This is a genomic window from Citrobacter sp. wls710, assembly GCF_005281115.1.
In the GTDB taxonomy this organism is placed as follows: Bacteria; Pseudomonadota; Gammaproteobacteria; order Enterobacterales; family Enterobacteriaceae; genus Citrobacter; species Citrobacter werkmanii.
Genome location: NZ_SZXD01000026.1, coordinates 374,461 through 394,111, shown reverse-complemented (window position 1 = coordinate 394,111; position 19,651 = coordinate 374,461). Strand labels below are relative to the sequence as shown.

Genomic DNA, 19,651 nt, shown 5'->3' with positions numbered 1-19,651 from the left:
TGAAAAGAAGTCTTAATTACGCGTTTGTACCCAGAAGGCGTGGATCAAACCAGGAATGTAGCCCAGCAGCGTCAGAACGATATTAAGGATAAACGCCCAGCCGAATCCTTTTCCCAGCAGTACGCCAAGCGGGGGCAGAATAATAGTGAAAACGATTCTCCAGAAACCCATACAAACTCCCTACAAGCAAAAAAGTTAATCATTGTTTAAAAAGAGATTTTATCTCTAAGAGTAGTCATTCTACTCAAATCTGCCAGCCTTCCCCTGTTGTTTTACCCTCTTTTACGCTCTTTACGCTGGCGTACGTTGGTTTTTTATTTTAGAATTCACTTAATTTAGATTATGCTTAAATAAATATGAACGAACTTGAACAACTCCAGGCCAGCGCTGAACAGGCGGCCGCTCTGCTCAAAGCGATGAGTAACCCGAAGCGGTTGCTGATTTTGTGCATGCTCTGCGGTTCGCCCGGTACCAGCGCGGGCGAGTTAGCACGCGCTACCGGCCTGAGTCCTTCCGCTACTTCACAGCATCTGGCGCGTATGCGCGAAGAAGGTCTGATAGACAGCCAGCGCGATGCCCAGCGCATCCTTTATTCCATTAAAAATGCGGCTGTGAATTCGCTGATCGCCACATTAAAAACACTGTATTGCCCATAAGGAGCCATCATGACCATTGGGACGATTTCCCCGCGCGAGGCGCAGACGCTGGTCGCGCAAGGCGCGAAACTGATTGATATCCGCGATGCCGACGAGTACCTGCACGAGCATATTCCTGAGGCGCATCTGGCACCGTTACCCACACTTGAGCAGGGATCGTTGCCTACGAATTTACGCGCCGAGCAGGTGATTTTTCACTGCCAGTCAGGCAAACGCACACAAAATGCAGTGAACAGGCTCAGCGCGATTGCCGCGCCAGCACAAGTCTGGTTGCTTGAAGGTGGAATTGATGGCTGGAAAGCCGCAGGTTTACCGGTGGCAAAAGACAGTTCCCAACCGTTGCCGCTGATGCGTCAGGTGCAAATAGCCGCAGGTAGTCTTGCCTTACTCGGCGTCATTCTGGGTTACGCCGTCGGCAGCGCCTTCTTCCTGCTGAGCGGTTTTGTGGGTGCCGGGCTGATACTCGCTGGCGTGACCGGCTTTTGTGGCATGGCGCGGTTGCTGGACAAAATGCCCTGGAATCGTCGTACTCATTAAGCGGTAATACCTGAATCAGCGCTGTACCCGTCGATTGACGTGATCTATGGTGAGTTGTGCGATAAATAAAGGAGCGCAATATGTTTAAACCTGGCGATCTGGTTCAACCACGCATGGGCGGACCTAAACTGAAAGTTGTCGAAGTCAACGAAGATCAAATTGTGGCGGTACAAGCCAGTAATGAAAGCGGTGAGAAATTCACACTGAAAGCAGCTGACGTGACGCGATATACCGAAGACGGTGATTTCGGCGTTTGCTGAAAACAGGCGGTGAGGATACCCTCACCGCATTTATAATTAGATTAAAAAATCATCAAGAGATTTACCGGCAGCCAGCGCCTGGGCAATTGGCTTTGGTGTACGGCCTTGTCCGGTCCATGTTTTTGCTTCACCGTTGAAATCGATAAAACGATATTTCGCCGGGCGTGGTTGACGTTTTTTGGCTGCCCGCGACGTCGCTGGCGTCATACTCAGCAACTCTTCCGGATTGATCCCATCTGCCTGCATCAGGGCCAGCAAATTATTAATTTTTTCCTGCTGTTCTGCACGTTGGCGCTGAATCTGTTCTTCTTCATCGCGGCGTTCTTTGGTTACTACTCTGAATTTTTCGAGCATATCTTCGAGCACATCAACGGAAAATTCACGCGCCATTACACGCAGCGAGCGGATATTATTTAAGTTTTTTAACATTGAACTCATATTAACAAAACCTCTTTAACGTAAAAATGGTATTACGCCAAATATTGTATGCAACTGATTATTATTTTTCCAGTCTAATTTTTTCACAGATTATTAAACAAATAGCCATTCCCGTTATTTAAATGGCTATCCTGAAACCTGACATCAAATATTTTATATTCCCTGGCTAGTCACTGTAAATATACTCGCATAACGTCTCAGCACATCGTCTGATAAACACATCACTTTATTGTCCGGGACCGGCACGCGCACATTCTGAACATCAGTCAACTTTCAGAAAAGGAGCGCAAAAAATTCAGAAAAACAAGTCTCCATAACTTATTGATATAAAATACTTTTAATTAGCTAAACAACGAAAACACCAAAACGAACAAAAATCAAACCAATACAGAGCATTTTATCGACAAAAAGACAATAAATAAAAATTTTAAGCTAGTTGCTAGTTATTATCCAGGTAGATATCCTATTGAAACGCGAAAGCAGCAAGACAAATCACTAGCATCAAAGGTATTCAAAACCTTTTTTCCCCTTTTTACAAGGAGCATTAACATGTTCTCTCCGCAGTCACGCTTGCGTCATGCTGTAGCAGACACGTTCGCGATGGTTGTTTATTGTTCTGTCGTGAACATGTTGATCGAGATATTCCTTTCTGGAATGGGCTTTGAACAGTCACTGTACTCCAGACTGGTGGCCATCCCTGTCAATATTCTGATCGCCTGGCCATACGGCATGTACCGTGATTTGTTTATGCGCGCGGCACGTAAAGCCACGCAGGCTGGATGGGCAAAAAACCTGGCGGACGTGCTGGCTTATGTCACCTTCCAGTCGCCGGTTTACGTGATTATTCTGTTGACGGTTGGCGCGGACTGGCACCAGATTACGGCTGCGGTAAGTTCGAACATCGTGGTATCGATGCTGATGGGCGCAGTATACGGCTACTTCCTTGATTATTGCCGCCGCCTGTTTAAGGTCAGCAGCTCCCTGCCAGTCGCGTTATTAGTTAGCGTTAACGTCGCCAAATAACCCACTCAGATAACGCTCAAGTGCAATACGCGAACTAAAGCCGTGAGGAATACCATAATGCTCATGGTTCTCTCCGGCTAAATACAACGGGAATTGCTGGTAGTGATCGCAGGTTTTAATGTCTGTCGCAGGTTCCGCCAGTGAAGAGCTGCGCTCTTTAAGCGTGGGATGGATGACTAAGGCGGTACGTCCCATACGTGCTTCCCGGTTAACGTACACATAATTTTCACCACGTCGATAGCCGTACGTTTTCGGCGTCACTACATCAACGGTAAAGCCCACTTTTTCAAGTACGCGCGCCACCTCATCAGGTCGTAAATACATATTATTTTCCTCGTTATCTTTTACTGCGGGCTTACCTTACCTGATTCAGCATTAGCAACGCTTTCAGAAAAGTCCATAAACGAGTGAAGACGGTGGGACGAATATCTTAAGAACCGTGCAGATTTACGTCAGCGCCTGCCGCAATTGATATGCCGCCTGCAGCGCCATTTCCGCTGAGCTAATATTGGTAAATGACAATAATATTCCCCCTTGTCCGTTCGGCGTTATACGCCACTGGCTCAAGGCTTGTACAGCCAGACCTGCCCGATTCGCTTTACGGACTAACGCAACATCGTCTGCGTCTACACTCATCACCAGTTGAATCCCACCCTCTTGCGGGAGCACGCTAAAACCGTGTTCGGTCAGGGCATTTTCCATCCACTGACGTCGCTGGGCATAATGTTGACGCATGCGTTTTAAGTGCCGCCAGAAGTGCCCCTCACGCATAAAATCCGCCAACGTTTGTTGCCATAAAACCGGAACGCTACAGGCCGCTAGCGCCACCTGCTGGCGAAAATGTTCGACCTGAGTCATGGGCACCACCAGCCATGCCGTGCGCAGAGCAGGAAACATTGATTTACTGAACGTTCCGGCATAAATCACCCGCTGCGGCGCATCCAGACTTTTTAACGGCGGCAACGGTTTACCGTGGTAGCGAAATTCACTGTCATAGTCATCTTCGATAATCCATGCCTGCGTGCGGGCCGCCCACTCCAGCAACTGATGACGACGCTCCAATGAAAGGGCTACTCCCAGCGGGCTTTGATGCGCGGGTGTAAGCAAAACAAAGCGCGCCTGCGGGTAATCGCGGATCCCAGCGCAAACATCCAAACCATTGGCATCAACAGGAACCGGCATCAGCGCAATTCGCTCCTGAGCCACCACCGGTCGGATCAACGGAAAGCCGGGATCTTCGACCCACATCCCTTCACCGGGTTGAGACAGCGCGCGCAGGATTAGCGTCATCGATGCCGCATAGCCAGAAGTAATAAAAACCTGCTCCGGCTGGCACTCAATGCTGCGCGAAACGCGCAGGTAATCAACAATCGCCTGACGCAGCCCCCTTTCGCCGCAAACATCCCCCACCACCAGATCAAAACGCGTTTGGGTGCGTAAACGTCGGCCCATCACCCGCGCCCATATTTCACGCGGGAAGAGATCGAGTGCGGGTAGCCCCATCTGAAAAGGTTGGGGTCTGGGATTTTCTCCTGCGAAGATAGCAGGAGTCGTAGGCGCGGTCTCTGGTCGCAATTGCTCGCTGACAAAAGTTCCCGCCTGCCCACGTCGAGCCAGCCAGCCCTGCGCCACCAGCTCGGAATAGGCATGTTCAACCGTCGAACGCGAAACCCCCAGTTCCTGGGACCACGTCCGGCTTGAGGGCAATCTTGTGCCTGGTTTGAGTTCGCCGGTCTCAATGGCATTTTTTAACTGGCGGGCGATTTGTTGATAGCGCGGCATTTATGGTCTGCTTTTTTTGCAACAATATGGCTCTCTGTAGCAGTCCATTATAGTGCTACATTGCGGGTTATCCAAACGAGGAGAGATACCATGACAATGTTACGCCAGCCCTATTATGAACTCAGTCCTAAAATTTATAACGCTCTGGTTCAGGCCAGCAAAGCGCTGGAAAATTGCGCGCTGGAACCTACGCTGACGGAACTGCTGTACCTGCGGGTCTCGCAAATCAACGGCTGCGCATTTTGCCTGGAAATGCACAGTAAGGCGCTGCGCAAAGCAGGCGTTGCGCAGGCCAAACTTGACGCGCTGGCAGGTTGGCGAGTGAGCCACCATTTCAGTGAGCAGGAACGTGCGGCGCTGGCGTGGGCCGAATCCGTCACTCATATTGCCAGCACCCACGCGGAAGATGATGTTTATCTGCCGTTGCTTGACCATTTTAGCGCCAAAGAAATCAGCGATCTGACGTTTGCCATCAGCCTGATGAATTGCTTCAACCGCCTGGCGGTTGGGATGCGCATGTAATTCTACCCTGCCGGATGGCGGTATAAATGCCTTATCCGGCCTACGATGTGTTCTCCTGTAGGCCGGATAAGACGCGACGCGTCGTCCTCCGACACCCCGTCATGCTACATATCCCTTCCCCGTCACGCTCATCACTCTCCCCTTCATCAATCTAAAATTCCCATATCTTGTATGGTTGAATCTTTTTAAAACTACATCTAGTATCATTTCTATCAAGACACCTACAATCCGACGCTATCAATCGCGTCGATCTTTTACCCATAAATGGAAATACGAATCATGCGTATTGTTATTTACACTCGTAATAACTGTGTTCAGTGCCACGCCACTAAGCGGGCAATGGAAAGCCGTGGGTTTGACTTTGAGATGGTAAATATTGATTTGCAGCCCGATATGGCTGACAGCCTGCGCGATCAAGGCTTTCGTCAGTTACCGGTCGTCGTCGCCGGGGAAACCAGTTGGTCCGGGTTTCGCCCGGACATGATCAACCGTCTGCGTCCACAACCCCATATGGTCAGCGCATGAGCCAGCTCGTCTACTTCTCCAGCAGCTCCGAAAATACACACCGCTTTATCCAGCGTCTGGGGCTGCCTGCCATCCGCATTCCGCTTAACGAACGCGAGCGGATGCGGGTAGACGAACCTTACATTTTAATCGTGCCGTCCTACGGTGGCGGCGGAACGGCGGGTGCGGTTCCGAGACAGGTGATCCGCTTTTTAAACGATCCGCACAACCGCGCGTTAATCCGTGGGGTGATTGCCTCCGGCAATCGCAATTTCGGTGACGCCTATGGTCGCGCGGGTGAGGTCATCTCACAAAAATGCGGCGTGCCGTGGCTCTACCGCTTCGAGCTGATGGGCACCCAAAGCGATATCGACAACGTTCGACAAGGAGTGAGTGAATTTTGGCAACGACAACCGCAGAACGCATAACCCAGCCCACGCTGGATTATCACGCCCTGAACGCCATGCTGAATCTGTACGATCAGGCCGGGCGTATTCAGTTCGACAAAGACCACCAGGCGGTAGAGGTTTTTTTGGCCACGCATGTCCGCCCCAACTCGGTAGCGTTTGCCAGCCCGCAGAAGCGCCTGGAAACATTGATAGATGAAGGCTATTACGATGCCAGCGTGTTAGCTCGTTACGATCACGCGTTTGTGATAAAGCTCTTTGCCCACGCTCACGCCAGCGGATTTCGGTTCCAGACGTTCCTCGGTGCGTGGAAGTTCTATACCAGCTATACGCTGAAAACATTTGATGGTAAGCGTTATCTCGAAGATTTTGAGGATCGGGTAACGATGGTGGCGCTCACGCTGGCGCAGGGAGATGAAACGCTCGCCATGCAGCTTACCGATGAAATGCTCTCCGGGCGCTTTCAGCCCGCCACGCCAACCTTCTTAAACTGCGGCAAACAGCAGCGCGGTGAGCTGGTTTCCTGCTTCCTGTTACGCATTGAAGACAACATGGAGTCCATTGGCCGGGCGGTTAACTCTGCGCTGCAACTTTCCAAGCGCGGTGGCGGCGTAGCGTTTTTGCTCTCTAACCTGCGCGAAGCAGGTGCGCCGATTAAACGCATTGAGAATCAGTCCTCCGGCGTAATTCCGGTAATGAAAATGCTGGAAGATGCGTTTTCTTATGCCAATCAACTCGGCGCGCGTCAGGGTGCGGGCGCAGTGTACCTGCACGCACACCATCCGGATATTTTACGTTTTCTGGATACCAAACGTGAAAACGCCGACGAGAAAATCCGTATCAAAACCCTGTCGCTTGGCGTGGTGATCCCGGATATCACCTTTAAACTGGCCAAAGAGAATGCCGACATGGCGCTGTTCTCACCCTATGACGTGGAACGCATTTACGGCAAAGCGTTCGGCGATATCGCCGTCAGTGAACGCTATGACGAACTGCTTGCCGATGAACGTGTGCGTAAAAAATACATTAACGCCCGCGATTTCTTCCAGCGGCTGGCTGAGATCCAGTTTGAGTCCGGCTACCCTTACATCATGTTTGAAGATACGGTGAATCGCGCCAATCCGATTGCCGGTCGTATTAACATGAGCAATCTGTGCTCCGAAATTTTGCAGGTTAACAGCGCCTCCACCTACGATGAAAATCTCAACTACGCGCAGACCGGACACGATATCTCCTGCAACCTCGGCTCGCTGAATATCGCCCATACCATGGATTCCCCGGATTTTGGTCGTACCGTGGAAACGGCGGTTCGCGGCTTAACCGCCGTTTCGGACATGAGTCATATTCGCAGCGTACCCTCGATTGCAGCCGGAAACAGCGCATCGCACGCGATTGGTCTTGGTCAGATGAACCTGCACGGATATCTGGCGCGGGAAGGCATCGCCTACGGCTCGCCGGAAGGGCTGGATTTCACCAATATCTACTTTTACACCATCACCTGGCATGCGCTGAATACGTCAATGAAGCTCGCTCGCGAGCGTGGTAAAGCCTTTGCCGGATTCAGGCAGTCTCGCTATGCCAGCGGCGAGTATTTTAGCCAGTATCTGCAGGGTGACTGGCAGCCAAAAACCGACAAAGTTCGCGCGCTGTTTGCCGCCAACGGCATTACGCTGCCGACGCGTGAGATGTGGTCGCAACTGCGTGAAGATGTGATGCGCTACGGCATTTATAACCAGAATTTACAGGCAGTTCCGCCAACCGGCTCTATTTCCTACATCAACCATGCGACGTCCAGTATTCACCCAATCGTGTCAAAAGTGGAAATTCGCAAAGAGGGCAAAACCGGGCGCGTTTACTACCCTGCTCCTTTTATGACCAATGACAATCTGGCCTTGTATCAGGATGCCTACGAGATTGGCCCACAAAAGATCATTGATACCTATGCAGAAGCGACGCGCCATGTCGATCAGGGACTGTCGCTGACGCTCTTTTTCCCCGATACCGCCACTACCCGCGATATCAACAAAGCGCAGATCTACGCCTGGCGTAAGGGCATCAAATCGCTGTACTACATCCGACTGCGTCAGCTGGCGCTGGAAGGGACCGAAATCGAAGGTTGCGTGTCATGCGCGCTGTAAGGAGAAGATCATGACATTATCCCGCGTGAGCGCCATCAACTGGAACAAGATTGAAGATGATAAAGACCTTGAGGTATGGAATCGCCTGACCAGTAACTTCTGGCTACCGGAAAAAGTCCCGCTCTCTAACGACGTCCCGTCCTGGCAAACGTTGAACGCTGCCGAGCAGCAGTTAACTATCCGCGTTTTTACCGGGCTAACGCTACTCGACACCATTCAGAATGTTGCCGGTGCGCCAGCGCTAATGGCGGATTCATTAACACCACACGAAGAAGCGGTGCTGTCGAATATCAGCTTTATGGAAGCCGTTCACGCCCGCTCATACAGCTCTATTTTCTCCACGCTTTGCCAGACCAAAGATGTGGATGCAGCTTACGCCTGGAGTGAGGAAAATAATCCGCTCCAACGTAAGGCGCAGATTATTCTGGCCCATTACGCCAGCGATAATCCGTTGCGGAAGAAAATTGCCAGCGTGTTTCTGGAATCCTTCCTGTTCTATTCCGGCTTCTGGTTGCCGATGTATTTCTCCAGCCGCGGCAAACTGACGAATACCGCCGATCTCATTCGTCTGATCATTCGTGATGAAGCGGTCCACGGGTATTACATTGGTTATAAATTTCAAAAATGCCTGGAGTATATTTCTGAATCCGCACGCGAGGAGTTAAAGAATTTTGCCCTCGACCTGCTCATGGAGCTGTATGATAACGAAGCGCGTTATACGGAAGAATTGTATGCAGAAACCGGTTGGGTGGATGACGTCAAAGCCTTCCTCTGTTACAACGCCAATAAGGCATTAATGAATTTGGGTTATGAGGCGTTATTCCCGCCAGAGATGGCGGAGGTTAACCCGGCAATCCTTGCCGCGCTGTCGCCCAACGCAGACGAAAACCACGATTTCTTCTCAGGTTCTGGCTCATCTTATGTAATGGGCAAAGCGGTCGAAACTGAAGACGACGACTGGAATTTTTAACTCTCATTTTCACGGGAAATACCGTACATTTTTCGCGGAAATATTTTAACAGGATCACACTTTTATCGTGCAAATATAATTGTGTGATCTACACTCAATATCAGCCTCATTATTCGCCTGCATTCCATCAATTCAGGCGCCTTTTCATTGGCATTTACAAAAAATATCAGTCTACTCATATTCGCGCTCAGCCCTTATATCACGGGAAGTCCCGCCACCTCAGCTTCGGCAATATTCATGCCACAACTAAATTCAGGGTTGTCTCAGATTCTCAGTATGTTAGGGTAGAAAAAGGTCACTATTTCCATCAGGTAATATATCGATATAAACAAATAACAGGAATCATTCTATTGCATGGCAATTAAATTAGAAGTGAAGAACCTCTATAAGATATTTGGCGAGCATCCTCAGAGAGCGTTCAAATATATTGAAAAAGGACTTACCAAAGAGCAAATTCTGGATAAAACAGGGCTATCGCTTGGCGTTAAAGACGCCAGTCTGGCCATTGAAGAAGGCGAGATATTTGTCATCATGGGATTATCCGGCTCGGGTAAATCCACAATGGTACGCCTTCTCAATCGCCTGATTGAACCCACCCGCGGACAGGTACTGATCGACGGCGTAGATATCGCCCGGATCTCCGATGCCGAACTCCGCGAGGTGCGCAGAAAAAAGATTGCGATGGTCTTTCAGTCCTTTGCCCTGATGCCGCATATGACTGTGCTGGACAATACGGCATTCGGCATGGAATTAGCCGGCGTCGCCGCGGATGAACGTCGCGAAAAGGCGCTGGATGCTCTACGTCAGGTTGGTCTGGAGAATTACGCTCACGCTTACCCGGATGAACTTTCCGGGGGGATGCGTCAGCGTGTAGGTCTCGCCCGCGCATTAGCCATTAACCCTGACATCTTATTAATGGATGAGGCCTTCTCAGCCCTCGATCCATTAATTCGCACCGAGATGCAGGATGAACTGGTAAAACTCCAGGCGAAGCATCAACGTACGGTGGTCTTTATTTCCCATGATCTCGACGAAGCTATGCGTATTGGCGACAGAATTGCCATTATGCAAAACGGTGAAGTGGTACAGGTCGGTACACCGGATGAAATCCTGAATAATCCGGCGAATGATTATGTACGCACCTTCTTCCGCGGCGTTGATATTAGCCAGGTGTTCAGCGCAAAAGATATTTCCCGCCGTAGCCCCGAAGGTTTAATTCGTAAAACACCAGGCGTAGGCCCTCGTTCGGCGCTGCAATTATTGCAGGACAAAGATCGCGAATATGGCTACGTGATCGAACGTGGCAATAAATTCGTCGGCGTCGTCTCGATCGACTCACTAAAAACCGCGCTTAGTCAGGCGCAAGGTATTGAAGCGGCGTTGATCAATGAACCGCTGGCTGTCGATGCACAAACTCCTCTCAGCGAGTTGCTTTCTCATGTCGGCCAGGCACCGTGTGCGGTACCGGTTGTTGACGAGGAACAGCAGTATGTGGGCGTCATTTCAAAACGCATGCTGTTACAGGCTTTAGATCGTGAGGGGGCAAACAATGGCTGATCAAACTAATCCGTGGGATACCACACCAGCGGCCGATAGCGCCGCCCAAACCGCCGATGCCTGGAGCACGCCGTCTGGCGCACCTACTGACGGCGGTAGCGCAGACTGGCTGACCAGCGCGCCCGCGCCGACACCAGAGCATTTCAACATTATGGATCCGTTCCATAAGACGCTGATCCCATTGGACAGTTGGGTCACCGAGGGGATCGACTGGGTGGTTACCCATTTTCGTCCGGTCTTCCAGGGCATCCGTGTACCGGTGGATTACATTCTCAACGGCTTCCAGCAAATGCTGTTGGGTATGCCTGCCCCCGTGGCGATTATCCTGTTCGCCCTGATCGCCTGGCAGATTTCCGGCGTTGGAATGGGTGTCGCGACGCTGATTTCGTTGATTGCTATCGGCGCCATTGGCGCGTGGTCGCAAGCGATGATCACGCTGGCGCTGGTGCTGACCGCATTACTGTTCTGTGTGGTGATCGGTCTGCCGATGGGCATCTGGTTGGCGCGCAGCCCTCGGGCGGCAAAGATTGTTCGTCCGCTGCTGGATGCGATGCAAACCACCCCCGCCTTCGTGTATTTGGTGCCGATTGTCATGCTGTTCGGTATTGGTAACGTCCCGGGCGTAGTGGTGACGATTATCTTCGCCCTGCCGCCAATCGTCCGTCTGACCATTCTGGGGATTAACCAGGTGCCGGCCGACCTGATTGAAGCCTCGCGCTCGTTTGGCGCCAGCCCACGTCAAATGCTGTTTAAAGTGCAGCTCCCGCTGGCGATGCCCACCATTATGGCCGGGGTTAACCAAACGCTGATGCTGGCGCTCTCGATGGTGGTCATCGCCTCGATGATTGCCGTTGGCGGATTGGGTCAGATGGTTCTGCGAGGAATTGGTCGTCTGGATATGGGATTAGCCACGGTTGGTGGCGTTGGGATTGTGATCCTCGCCATCATCCTGGACCGCCTGACGCAGGCCGTTGGTCGCGACTCGCGTAGTCGTGGCAACCGTCGCTGGTACACCACCGGTCCCGTTGGGCTTATCACTCGCCCTTTCACGAAGTAATACACCCGTTGCCCGGTAGCGCATTGCTTACCGGGCCTACAATTCATTAACTTGCACAAAATCATTCAGGATGAAGTGTAATAAGGAACAACGATGCGACATACCGTACTTTTTGCCACAGCGTTTGCCACCCTTGTCTCCACCAGCGCTTTCGCTGCCGACCTGCCAGGCAAAGGCATTACCGTACAGCCAATCCAGAGCACTATCTCTGAAGAATCCTTCCAGACGCAGCTGGTCGCCCGCGCGCTGGAGAAACTGGGTTACACCGTTAACAAAACCAGCGAAGTTGACTACAACGTCGGCTATACCTCCATTGCCTCTGGCGATGCAACTTTTACCGCCGTGAACTGGCAGCCGCTGCATGATGATATGTACGCCGCTGCGGGCGGAGACAAAAAGTTTTATCGCGAGGGGGTATTCGTTACGGGTGCTGCACAGGGTTATCTGATCGACAAAAAAACCGCTGAGCAGTACAAAATCACCAACATCGCCCAGTTAAAAGATCCCAAGATTGCCAAAATTTTTGACACCAACGGTGACGGAAAAGCCGATATGATGGGCTGTTCTCCTGGCTGGGGTTGTGAAGCGGTGATCAACCACCAGAACAAAGCCTTCGATCTGGAAAAAACGGTCGAGGTCAGCCACGGTAACTATGCGGCGATGATGGCAGACACCATCACCCGCTTTAAAGAAGGCAAACCGATCCTCTACTACACCTGGACTCCGTACTGGGTCAGCGACGTGATGAAGCCGGGCAAAGATGTGGTCTGGTTGCAGGTACCATTCTCTTCCCTGCCGGGTGAGCAGAAAGATATCGATACCAAACTGCCAAACGGTGCAAACTACGGTTTCCCGGTGAACACCATGCACATCGTCGCCAACAAAGCCTGGGCGGAGAAAAACCCAGCGGCAGCGAAACTGTTCGCTATCATGAAATTACCGTTGGCGGATATCAACGCACAGAACGCGATGATGCATGACGGTAAAGCGTCTGAAGCCGATGTTCAGGGTCACGTAGACGGCTGGATCAAAGCCCACCAGCAGCAGTTCGACGGCTGGGTAAACGAAGCGCTGGCTGCGCAGAAATAACATCGACTGAATGCCGGATACGCTAACGCTTATCCGGCCTGTTTCCCTCTATCCCCCCTAAACCGCACAATCCATCACCCAACAAATCAGCAACAGTTAATCACTTCCGTTATGATTGTTTTCTGCAACCCATTATTCAGTTGAAAACCATGACGAAAACCACTCAGGGACTTAGCCCTTCGCTGATCCTGTTAATGTCTATCGCCACCGGCCTTGCCGTCGCCAGTAATTATTACGCGCAACCGCTGCTCGACACCATCGCCCGCAACTTCTCACTGTCTGCCAGTACAGCGGGATTCATCGTCACCGCGGCCCAGCTCGGCTATGCCGCAGGTTTGCTGTTCCTGGTACCGCTTGGCGATATGTTTGAGCGTCGGATGTTGATTGTTTCCATGACGCTGCTGGCGGCAGGCGGCATGCTGATTACCGCCAGCAGCCAGTCGTTGGGCATGCTGATCCTCGGCACCGCCCTGACCGGACTGTTCTCGGTAGTGGCGCAGATCCTGGTTCCCCTGGCGGCAACGCTTGCCACCCCGGACAAGCGCGGAAAAGTCGTCGGGACAATTATGAGCGGTCTGTTGCTGGGGATTCTGCTGGCGCGTACCGTAGCGGGATTACTGGCGAACCTTGGCGGTTGGCGCACCGTATTTTGGGTGGCATCGATACTGATGGCGTTGATGGCAATTGCGCTGTGGCGCGGTCTGCCGAAGATGAAATCAGATACCCATCTTAACTATCCGCAACTGTTAGGCTCCGTATTCAGCCTGTTTATCCACGATAAACTGCTGCGTACCCGCGCGATGCTGGGCTGTCTGACCTTTGCCAACTTCAGCATTCTGTGGACCTCAATGGCATTTTTGCTCGCCGCGCCGCCGTTTAACTATTCAGAGGGGATGATCGGTCTGTTCGGTCTGGCGGGGGCGGCTGGTGCGTTAGGCGCGCGCCCGGCGGGTGGCTTTGCCGATAAAGGAAAATCACATCTCACCACTACCGTTGGCCTGTTGTTACTGTTGCTCTCGTGGCTGGCTATCTGGCTCGGGCATACTTCGGTGCCGATGCTGATTATCGGCATCCTGATTCTGGATCTCACCGTTCAGGGGGTGCATATCACGAACCAGACGGTTATCTATCGTATTCATCCGGATGCACGTAACCGTCTGACCGCCGGCTACATGACCAGCTATTTTATTGGCGGTGCCGCTGGTTCGTTGATTTCCGCTTCCGCCTGGCAGCATGCCGGTTGGGCTGGCGTTTGTCTGGCGGGTACGACCGTTGCTGTACTCAACCTGTTGGTCTGGTGGCGAGGTTTTCACCGTCAGGAAGCCGTAAATTAAGCGTATAGCGCTTGTTTACCGCTGATTGGGCTCCACAGGGTGTTAAGGAGCCCATCAGTCTGCTAAGGTTATAACTCATTGAACCAAGTTATATTAATTTCGGTAATGAAACCTATAACCCTATGGAAAGCCCTATACCCCAGTCCGGATCCCGTTCGGCGACGTTAACGGAAGGATGCAAAGACAGTCTACCGATAGTTATCAGCTATATTCCGGTCGCTTTTGCATTTGGTCTCAATGCTACTCGCCTTGGCTTTACGCCGGTCGAAAGCCTCTTTTTCTCCTGCATTATCTATGCGGGAGCCAGCCAGTTCGTCATTACCACTATGCTTGCCGCAGGCAGTTCTCTGTGGGTCGCCGCACTGACCGTTATGGCTATGGATGTCCGCCATGTTTTATACGGTCCCTCCCTGCGCAGTCGCATCACACAGCGCCTGAACAAACCCAAAAGCGCGCTGTGGGCCTTTGGTCTCACCGATGAAGTCTTTGCCGCTGCAACGGCTAAACTGGTACGGGATAATCGGCGCTGGAGTGAAAACTGGATGATTGGCATTGCGCTATGTTCCTGGGCTTCCTGGGTATTCGGCACGGTGGTCGGCGCGTTTTCCGGTAGTGGTTTACTCAAAGATTATCCCGCGGTTGAAGCGGCACTGGGCTTCATGCTTCCGGCGCTATTTATGAGTTTCCTGCTCGCCTCTTTCCAGCGTCAACAGGCGCTCTGCGTGACTGCCGCACTGGCTGGCGCGCTGGCCGGGGTAATACTCTTTTCTATCCCTGCCGCCATCCTTATGGGCATCGTCTGCGGATGCCTGACCGCGTTGCTCCAGTCATTTTGGCAGGGAGGACCGGATGAGCTATGAAGTTTTACTGCTCGGCCTGCTGGTCGGCTGCGTGAATTACTGCTTTCGCTATTTACCGCTCCGTCTTGGGGTGGGGAATGTTCGCCCGACAAGACGCGGCGCGACGGGCATATTACTCGACACCATTGGCATTGCATCAATTTGCGCCCTGTTGGTGGTGTCTACCGCGCCAGAAGTGATGCACGATGCTCGCCGGTTCGTGCCTACGCTGGTGGGGTTTGTCATACTGGGCGCAAGCTTCTATAAGACCCGCAGCATCATCATTCCGACCTTACTGAGTGCTCTGGGCTACGGATTAGCCTGGAAAATGCTGGTTGGCTTATAGATAAAAACAATCATTTTAAATAAATAATACATTTACTTTATTTGTCACTGTCGTTACTATATCGGCTGAAATTAATGAGGTTATACCCAAATGGATAGTTCGTTTACGCCCATTGAACAAATGCTAAAATTTCGCGCCAGCCGCTACGAAGAGTTCCCTTATCAGGAAGTGCTTCTGACTCGTCTTTGCATGCACATGCAAGGCAAGCTGCTGGAAAATCGCAATAAGATGCTGAAAGCTCAAGGGATTAACGAGACATTGTTTATGGCGTTGATTACGCTGGAGTCTCAGGAAAACCACAGTATTCAGCCTTCTGAACTGAGTTGCGCGCTTGGCTCGTCACGGACTAACGCTACCCGCATTGCGGATGAGTTAGAAAAACGTGGCTGGATTGAACGTCGCGAAAGCGATAACGATCGCCGCTGTCTGCATCTGCAATTGACCGAAAAAGGCCATGCTTTTTTGCAAGAGGTTTTACCACCTCAGCACAACTGCCTGCATCAACTCTGGTCATCTCTCAGCACCACCGAAAAAGATCAGCTTGAGCAAATCACCCGTAAACTTCTGACCCGTCTTGATCAGATGGAGCAGGATGGCACGGTATTAGAAGCGCTGCGCTAACGCGCTGACTCGCTCAGAAATCCAGATTTATAAATGAAAACCGACAGGCCAGCACGCATACTGCTGGCCTTTCTGATGAACAGGTCGGCTCAGCCGATGTGAAAAAAATAAGATCGTGGAGAACAACATGAGCGCAAATGCGGAGACTCAAACCCCGCAGCAACCGGTTAAGAAGAATGGCAAACGTAAAAATGCGCTGCTCCTTCTGACCTTGCTCTTTATTATCATTGCCGTGGCATATGGGATTTATTGGTTTTTAGTACTGCGTCATGTCGAAGAGACGGACGATGCGTACGTGGCAGGGAACCAGGTTCAAATCATGGCGCAGGTATCAGGCAGCGTGACGAAAGTCTGGGCTGATAACACTGACTTTGTTAAACAAGGCGATGTGCTGGTTACCCTCGATCAGACGGATGCTAAGCAGGCATTTGAAAAAGCCAAAACGGCATTGGCTTCCAGCGTGCGCCAGACGCACCAGCTGATGATCAACAGCAAGCAGTTACAGGCAAGCATTGAAGTGCAGAAAACCGCTCTGGCACAGGCGCAAAGCGATTTTAATCGTCGCGTACCGCTGGGCAATGCGAACCTGATTGGCCGCGAAGAACTGCAACATGCGCGTGATGCCGTTGCCAGCGCTCAAGCGCAGCTTGATGTCGCAATCCAGCAATATAATGCTAACCAGGCGATGATTCTCGGCAGCAAGCTGGAAGATCAGCCTGCTGTACAACAGGCCGCTACCGAAGTGCGCAACGCCTGGCTGGCCCTGGAACGTACCAGAATCGTCAGTCCAATGACCGGCTATGTTTCCCGTCGTTCCGTCCAGCCTGGCGCGCAAATCAGCCCAACCACGCCGCTGATGGCGGTTGTTCCGGCCACCAACCTGTGGGTCGATGCCAACTTTAAAGAAACGCAGCTTGCGCACATGCGTATCGGCCAGCCTGCGACGGTTATCAGTGATATTTACGGCGATGACGTGAAATACACCGGTAAAATTGTTGGCCTGGATATGGGTACGGGCAGCGCCTTTTCTCTCCTGCCTGCGCAAAACGCAACCGGTAACTGGATCAAAGTCGTCCAGCGTCTGCCGGTACGTATCGAACTGGATGCGCAGCAACTGGCGCAGCATCCGCTGCGGATCGGTTTGTCCACGCTGGTTACGGTAGATACCTCAAATCGCGACGGACAAATTCTGGCAAGCCAGGTCCGTACCACACCGGTATCAGAAAGTAATGCACGTGAAATCAACCTTGATCCGGTCAATAAGATGATCGAAGAGATCGTGCGGGCCAACGCGGGCTAATTCAAAGGTGCGTGTGATGCAACAGCAAAAACCGCTGGAAGGCGCGCAGCTCGTCATTATGACGATCGCGCTGTCTATGGCGACATTCATGCAGGTGCTGGACTCCACCATTGCTAACGTGGCGATCCCCACTATCGCCGGGAACCTGGGCTCTTCGCTGAGCCAGGGGACCTGGGTGATCACCTCTTTTGGGGTGGCGAACGCTATCTCTATTCCGATCACCGGCTGGCTGGCAAAGCGCGTTGGCGAAGTGAAGCTATTTATGTGGTCGACTATCGCTTTCGCCATTGCGTCGTGGGCGTGCGGTATGTCCAACAGCCTGAACATGCTGATTTTCTTCCGCGTGGTACAAGGGATTGTCGCCGGTCCATTAATTCCGCTTTCGCAAAGCCTGTTGCTGAATAATTATCCTCCCGCCAAGCGTTCCATCGCCCTCGCGCTATGGTCGATGACGGTGATTGTCGCCCCAATATGCGGCCCGATTCTTGGGGGCTATATTAGCGACAACTATCACTGGGGTTGGATATTCTTCATCAACGTGCCAATCGGCGCGGCGGTGGTATTGATGACCCTGCAAACTCTACGCGGGCGAGAAACCAAAACCGAGCAGCGACGCATTGACGCCATTGGTCTGGCATTGCTGGTCATTGGTATCGGTAGCTTGCAGATTATGCTCGACCGCGGCAAAGAGCTGGACTGGTTTGCCTCACAGGAGATTATCATCCTGACGGTGGTTGCCGTTGTCGCTATCAGCTTCCTGATCGTCTGGGAGCTTACCGACGAGCATCCGATTGTCGACCTCTCGCTGTTTAAGTCGCGAAACTTTACCATCGGCTGTTTGTGTATCAGTCTGGCCTATATGCTCTACTTCGGCGCAATCGTCCTGCTGCCGCAGCTATTGCAGGAGGTTTACGGATATACGGCAACCTGGGCCGGTCTGGCCTCCGCGCCGGTTGGGGTGATCCCGGTGATCCTGTCACCGATAATCGGTCGCTTCGCGCATAAGCTGGATATGCGTCGGCTGGTCACGTTCAGTTTTATTATGTACGCCGTCTGTTTCTACTGGCGTGCGTGGACGTTCGAACCGGGTATGGACTTTGGCGCATCGGCCTGGCCGCAGTTTATTCAGGGCTTCGCGGTAGCCTGCTTCTTTATGCCGCTGACAACCATTACGCTGTCCGGTTTACCACCTGAACGTCTGGCTGCGGCGTCCAGCTTGTCTAACTTTACGCGAACGCTGGCAGGTTCTATCGGGACTTCCATTACCACGACAATGTGGACTAACCGTGAGTCGCTACACCATGCGCAGTTAACGGAGTCTGTTAACCCCTACAACCCAAATGCACAGGCTATGTATAACCAACTGCAGGGATTAGGGATGAGCAAGGAGCAAGCCTCTGGCTGGCTGGCCCAACAGATAACCAATCAAGGGCTGATCATTTCCGCAAACGAAATCTTCTGGATGTCGGCGGGGATCTTCCTGGTGCTGCTTGGTCTTGTCTGGTTCGCTAAACCACCGTTTGGTGCAGGCGGCGGTGGCGGCGGCGCGCATTGATCAAAAAAGCCAGTTCAAATGAACTGGCTTTTTTATACCAGCTGGCGCCTATTATTTGTCAGCCAGATTAGATGCGTTCCTGCATGACAACTAAATATGCAGCTCCTGCAACTTCTCTTTCGGCAGCGCCAGCTCTTCATTGCTGTTCACGCGCACATCGTGCTCAAGGATATGACGGGCAATGTCCTGCGCTTCACTGAGCGAGTGCATCTGATACGTGCCGCACTGGTAAATGTTCAGCTCAGGGATCTGGTTTTGATCCTGCACTTTCAGTACGTCAGCCATCGCCGCTTTCCACGCGTCGGCAACACGCTGCTCGTCCGGGGTACCAATCAGACTCATGTAGAAGCCAGTGCGGCATCCCATCGGAGAGATATCAATAATCTCAACGCCGTTACCGTTGAGGTGGTTACGCATAAAACCTGCAAACAGGTGTTCCAGCGTGTGGATACCTTTCTCAGGCATCACTTCTTTGTTCGGAATGCAGAAACGCAGATCAAACACGGTGATTGCGTCGCCATGCGGGGTGTTCATCGTTTTTGCAACCCGGACCGCGGGAGCTTCCATCCGGGTGTGATCGACAGTAAAACTATCTAACAACGGCATTTAGCCACCTCCGATAAATTTTTTAAAAATAATCTGAACTCTTTGTTCCGGGGCGAGTCTGAGTATATGAAAGACGCGCATTTGTTATCATCATCCCTGTTTTCAGAGAT

23 protein-coding genes are annotated in these 19,651 nt (G+C 52.0%); 18 read left to right on the top strand and 5 right to left on the bottom strand.

The window, feature by feature from the left end; genetic code table 11:
* Positions 1-12 precede the first annotated feature (12 nt).
* On the bottom strand, positions 13-171 hold the full coding sequence (locus tag FDX14_RS10965; protein ID WP_038632951.1) for a YqaE/Pmp3 family membrane protein: 159 nt from the start codon (positions 169-171) through the stop codon (positions 13-15).
* A 185-nt stretch (positions 172-356) separates the two neighbouring features.
* Here FDX14_RS10965 and FDX14_RS10960 point away from each other — a divergent pair, with 185 nt between their 5' ends.
* From FDX14_RS10960 to FDX14_RS10950, 3 genes are all read left to right on the top strand, one after another.
* Positions 357-656 carry an ArsR/SmtB family transcription factor gene (locus FDX14_RS10960; RefSeq protein ID WP_079226106.1) on the top strand — a complete coding sequence of 100 codons (300 nt, stop codon included), beginning with the start codon at positions 357-359 and terminating at the stop codon, positions 654-656.
* A 9-nt stretch (positions 657-665) separates the two neighbouring features.
* Positions 666-1,193 (top strand): rhodanese family protein, encoded by a 528-nt coding sequence (locus tag FDX14_RS10955; RefSeq protein WP_137349508.1) that lies wholly within the window; start codon positions 666-668, stop codon positions 1,191-1,193.
* Between the two features lie 80 nt (positions 1,194-1,273).
* Positions 1,274-1,453: a GDFGVC terminal motif YodC-like protein gene (locus tag FDX14_RS10950; RefSeq protein ID WP_038632960.1), complete on the top strand. Its 180-nt coding sequence runs from the start codon at positions 1,274-1,276 to the stop codon at positions 1,451-1,453.
* A gap of 36 nt (positions 1,454-1,489) precedes the next feature.
* Here FDX14_RS10950 and stpA read toward each other — a convergent pair whose 3' ends face one another.
* Positions 1,490-1,891 (bottom strand): DNA-binding protein StpA, encoded by a 402-nt coding sequence (stpA, locus tag FDX14_RS10945; protein ID WP_079226104.1) that lies wholly within the window; start codon positions 1,889-1,891, stop codon positions 1,490-1,492.
* Positions 1,892-2,440: 549 nt separating this feature from the next.
* Here stpA and alaE point away from each other — a divergent pair.
* A complete protein-coding gene (gene alaE, locus FDX14_RS10940; protein WP_137349507.1) occupies positions 2,441-2,914 on the top strand; it encodes an L-alanine exporter AlaE in 474 nt (157 codons plus the stop codon).
* Here alaE and FDX14_RS10935 read toward each other — a convergent pair.
* The gene (locus tag FDX14_RS10935) at positions 2,888-3,238 is read right to left on the bottom strand and encodes a DUF2002 family protein (protein WP_042313139.1); all 351 of its coding nucleotides are present in this window, start codon (positions 3,236-3,238) and stop codon (positions 2,888-2,890) included. The two genes, alaE and FDX14_RS10935, sit on opposite strands and share 27 nt — an antisense overlap.
* A 123-nt stretch (positions 3,239-3,361) precedes the next feature.
* Positions 3,362-4,696 (bottom strand): MocR-like pyridoxine biosynthesis transcription factor PdxR, encoded by a 1,335-nt coding sequence (gene pdxR / locus FDX14_RS10930; RefSeq protein ID WP_137349506.1) that lies wholly within the window; start codon positions 4,694-4,696, stop codon positions 3,362-3,364.
* Between the two features lie 90 nt (positions 4,697-4,786).
* On the opposite strand from pdxR, the gene FDX14_RS10925 reads away from it, so the two are divergent.
* The 14 genes from FDX14_RS10925 to emrB all read left to right on the top strand — a co-directional run bounded on the left by FDX14_RS10925 (position 4,787) and on the right by emrB (position 18,935).
* Positions 4,787-5,218 carry a carboxymuconolactone decarboxylase family protein gene (locus tag FDX14_RS10925; protein ID WP_137349505.1) on the top strand — a complete coding sequence of 144 codons (432 nt, stop codon included), beginning with the start codon at positions 4,787-4,789 and terminating at the stop codon, positions 5,216-5,218.
* A 279-nt stretch (positions 5,219-5,497) separates the two neighbouring features.
* Positions 5,498-5,743, top strand: a complete 246-nt coding sequence (gene nrdH / locus FDX14_RS10920; protein WP_042313131.1) for a glutaredoxin-like protein NrdH — start codon at positions 5,498-5,500, stop codon at positions 5,741-5,743.
* Positions 5,740-6,150: a class Ib ribonucleoside-diphosphate reductase assembly flavoprotein NrdI gene (gene nrdI / locus FDX14_RS10915; protein WP_042313128.1), complete on the top strand. Its 411-nt coding sequence runs from the start codon at positions 5,740-5,742 to the stop codon at positions 6,148-6,150. The genes nrdH and nrdI overlap by 4 nt, the downstream gene beginning before the upstream one ends.
* Positions 6,123-8,267, top strand: a complete 2,145-nt coding sequence (gene nrdE, locus FDX14_RS10910; protein ID WP_137349504.1) for a class 1b ribonucleoside-diphosphate reductase subunit alpha — start codon at positions 6,123-6,125, stop codon at positions 8,265-8,267. Before nrdI ends, nrdE begins: the two co-directional genes overlap by 28 nt.
* A gap of 10 nt (positions 8,268-8,277) precedes the next feature.
* The gene (gene nrdF / locus FDX14_RS10905) at positions 8,278-9,237 is read left to right on the top strand and encodes a class 1b ribonucleoside-diphosphate reductase subunit beta (RefSeq protein ID WP_137349503.1); all 960 of its coding nucleotides are present in this window, start codon (positions 8,278-8,280) and stop codon (positions 9,235-9,237) included.
* A gap of 354 nt (positions 9,238-9,591) precedes the next feature.
* Positions 9,592-10,794, top strand: coding sequence for a glycine betaine/L-proline ABC transporter ATP-binding protein ProV (gene proV / locus FDX14_RS10900; protein ID WP_042313120.1), 1,203 nt, complete (start codon positions 9,592-9,594; stop codon positions 10,792-10,794).
* Positions 10,787-11,851, top strand: a complete 1,065-nt coding sequence (gene proW / locus FDX14_RS10895) for a glycine betaine/L-proline ABC transporter permease ProW (RefSeq protein WP_079226099.1) — start codon at positions 10,787-10,789, stop codon at positions 11,849-11,851. Before proV ends, proW begins: the two co-directional genes overlap by 8 nt.
* Positions 11,852-11,944: 93 nt before the next feature.
* Positions 11,945-12,940, top strand: coding sequence for a glycine betaine/L-proline ABC transporter substrate-binding protein ProX (proX, locus tag FDX14_RS10890; protein ID WP_038632997.1), 996 nt, complete (start codon positions 11,945-11,947; stop codon positions 12,938-12,940).
* A 149-nt stretch (positions 12,941-13,089) separates the two neighbouring features.
* Positions 13,090-14,274 carry an MFS transporter gene (locus FDX14_RS10885; RefSeq protein ID WP_042313311.1) on the top strand — a complete coding sequence of 395 codons (1,185 nt, stop codon included), beginning with the start codon at positions 13,090-13,092 and terminating at the stop codon, positions 14,272-14,274.
* Between the two features lie 122 nt (positions 14,275-14,396).
* A complete protein-coding gene (locus FDX14_RS10880) occupies positions 14,397-15,134 on the top strand; it encodes an AzlC family ABC transporter permease (protein WP_137349502.1) in 738 nt (245 codons plus the stop codon).
* A complete protein-coding gene (gene ygaH, locus FDX14_RS10875; RefSeq protein WP_042313111.1) occupies positions 15,124-15,459 on the top strand; it encodes an L-valine transporter subunit YgaH in 336 nt (111 codons plus the stop codon). Before FDX14_RS10880 ends, ygaH begins: the two co-directional genes overlap by 11 nt.
* Before the next feature lie 90 nt (positions 15,460-15,549).
* Positions 15,550-16,080: a multidrug efflux transporter EmrAB transcriptional repressor EmrR gene (gene emrR / locus FDX14_RS10870; protein WP_042313109.1), complete on the top strand. Its 531-nt coding sequence runs from the start codon at positions 15,550-15,552 to the stop codon at positions 16,078-16,080.
* Positions 16,081-16,207: 127 nt separating this feature from the next.
* A complete protein-coding gene (gene emrA, locus FDX14_RS10865; RefSeq protein ID WP_042313108.1) occupies positions 16,208-17,380 on the top strand; it encodes a multidrug efflux MFS transporter periplasmic adaptor subunit EmrA in 1,173 nt (390 codons plus the stop codon).
* A gap of 16 nt (positions 17,381-17,396) precedes the next feature.
* Positions 17,397-18,935 (top strand): multidrug efflux MFS transporter permease subunit EmrB, encoded by a 1,539-nt coding sequence (gene emrB, locus FDX14_RS10860; RefSeq protein WP_042313106.1) that lies wholly within the window; start codon positions 17,397-17,399, stop codon positions 18,933-18,935.
* A gap of 90 nt (positions 18,936-19,025) precedes the next feature.
* Here emrB and luxS read toward each other — a convergent pair whose 3' ends face one another.
* The gene (luxS, locus tag FDX14_RS10855) at positions 19,026-19,541 is read right to left on the bottom strand and encodes an S-ribosylhomocysteine lyase (protein ID WP_006687194.1); all 516 of its coding nucleotides are present in this window, start codon (positions 19,539-19,541) and stop codon (positions 19,026-19,028) included.
* Between the last annotated feature and the right edge of the window lie 110 nt (positions 19,542-19,651).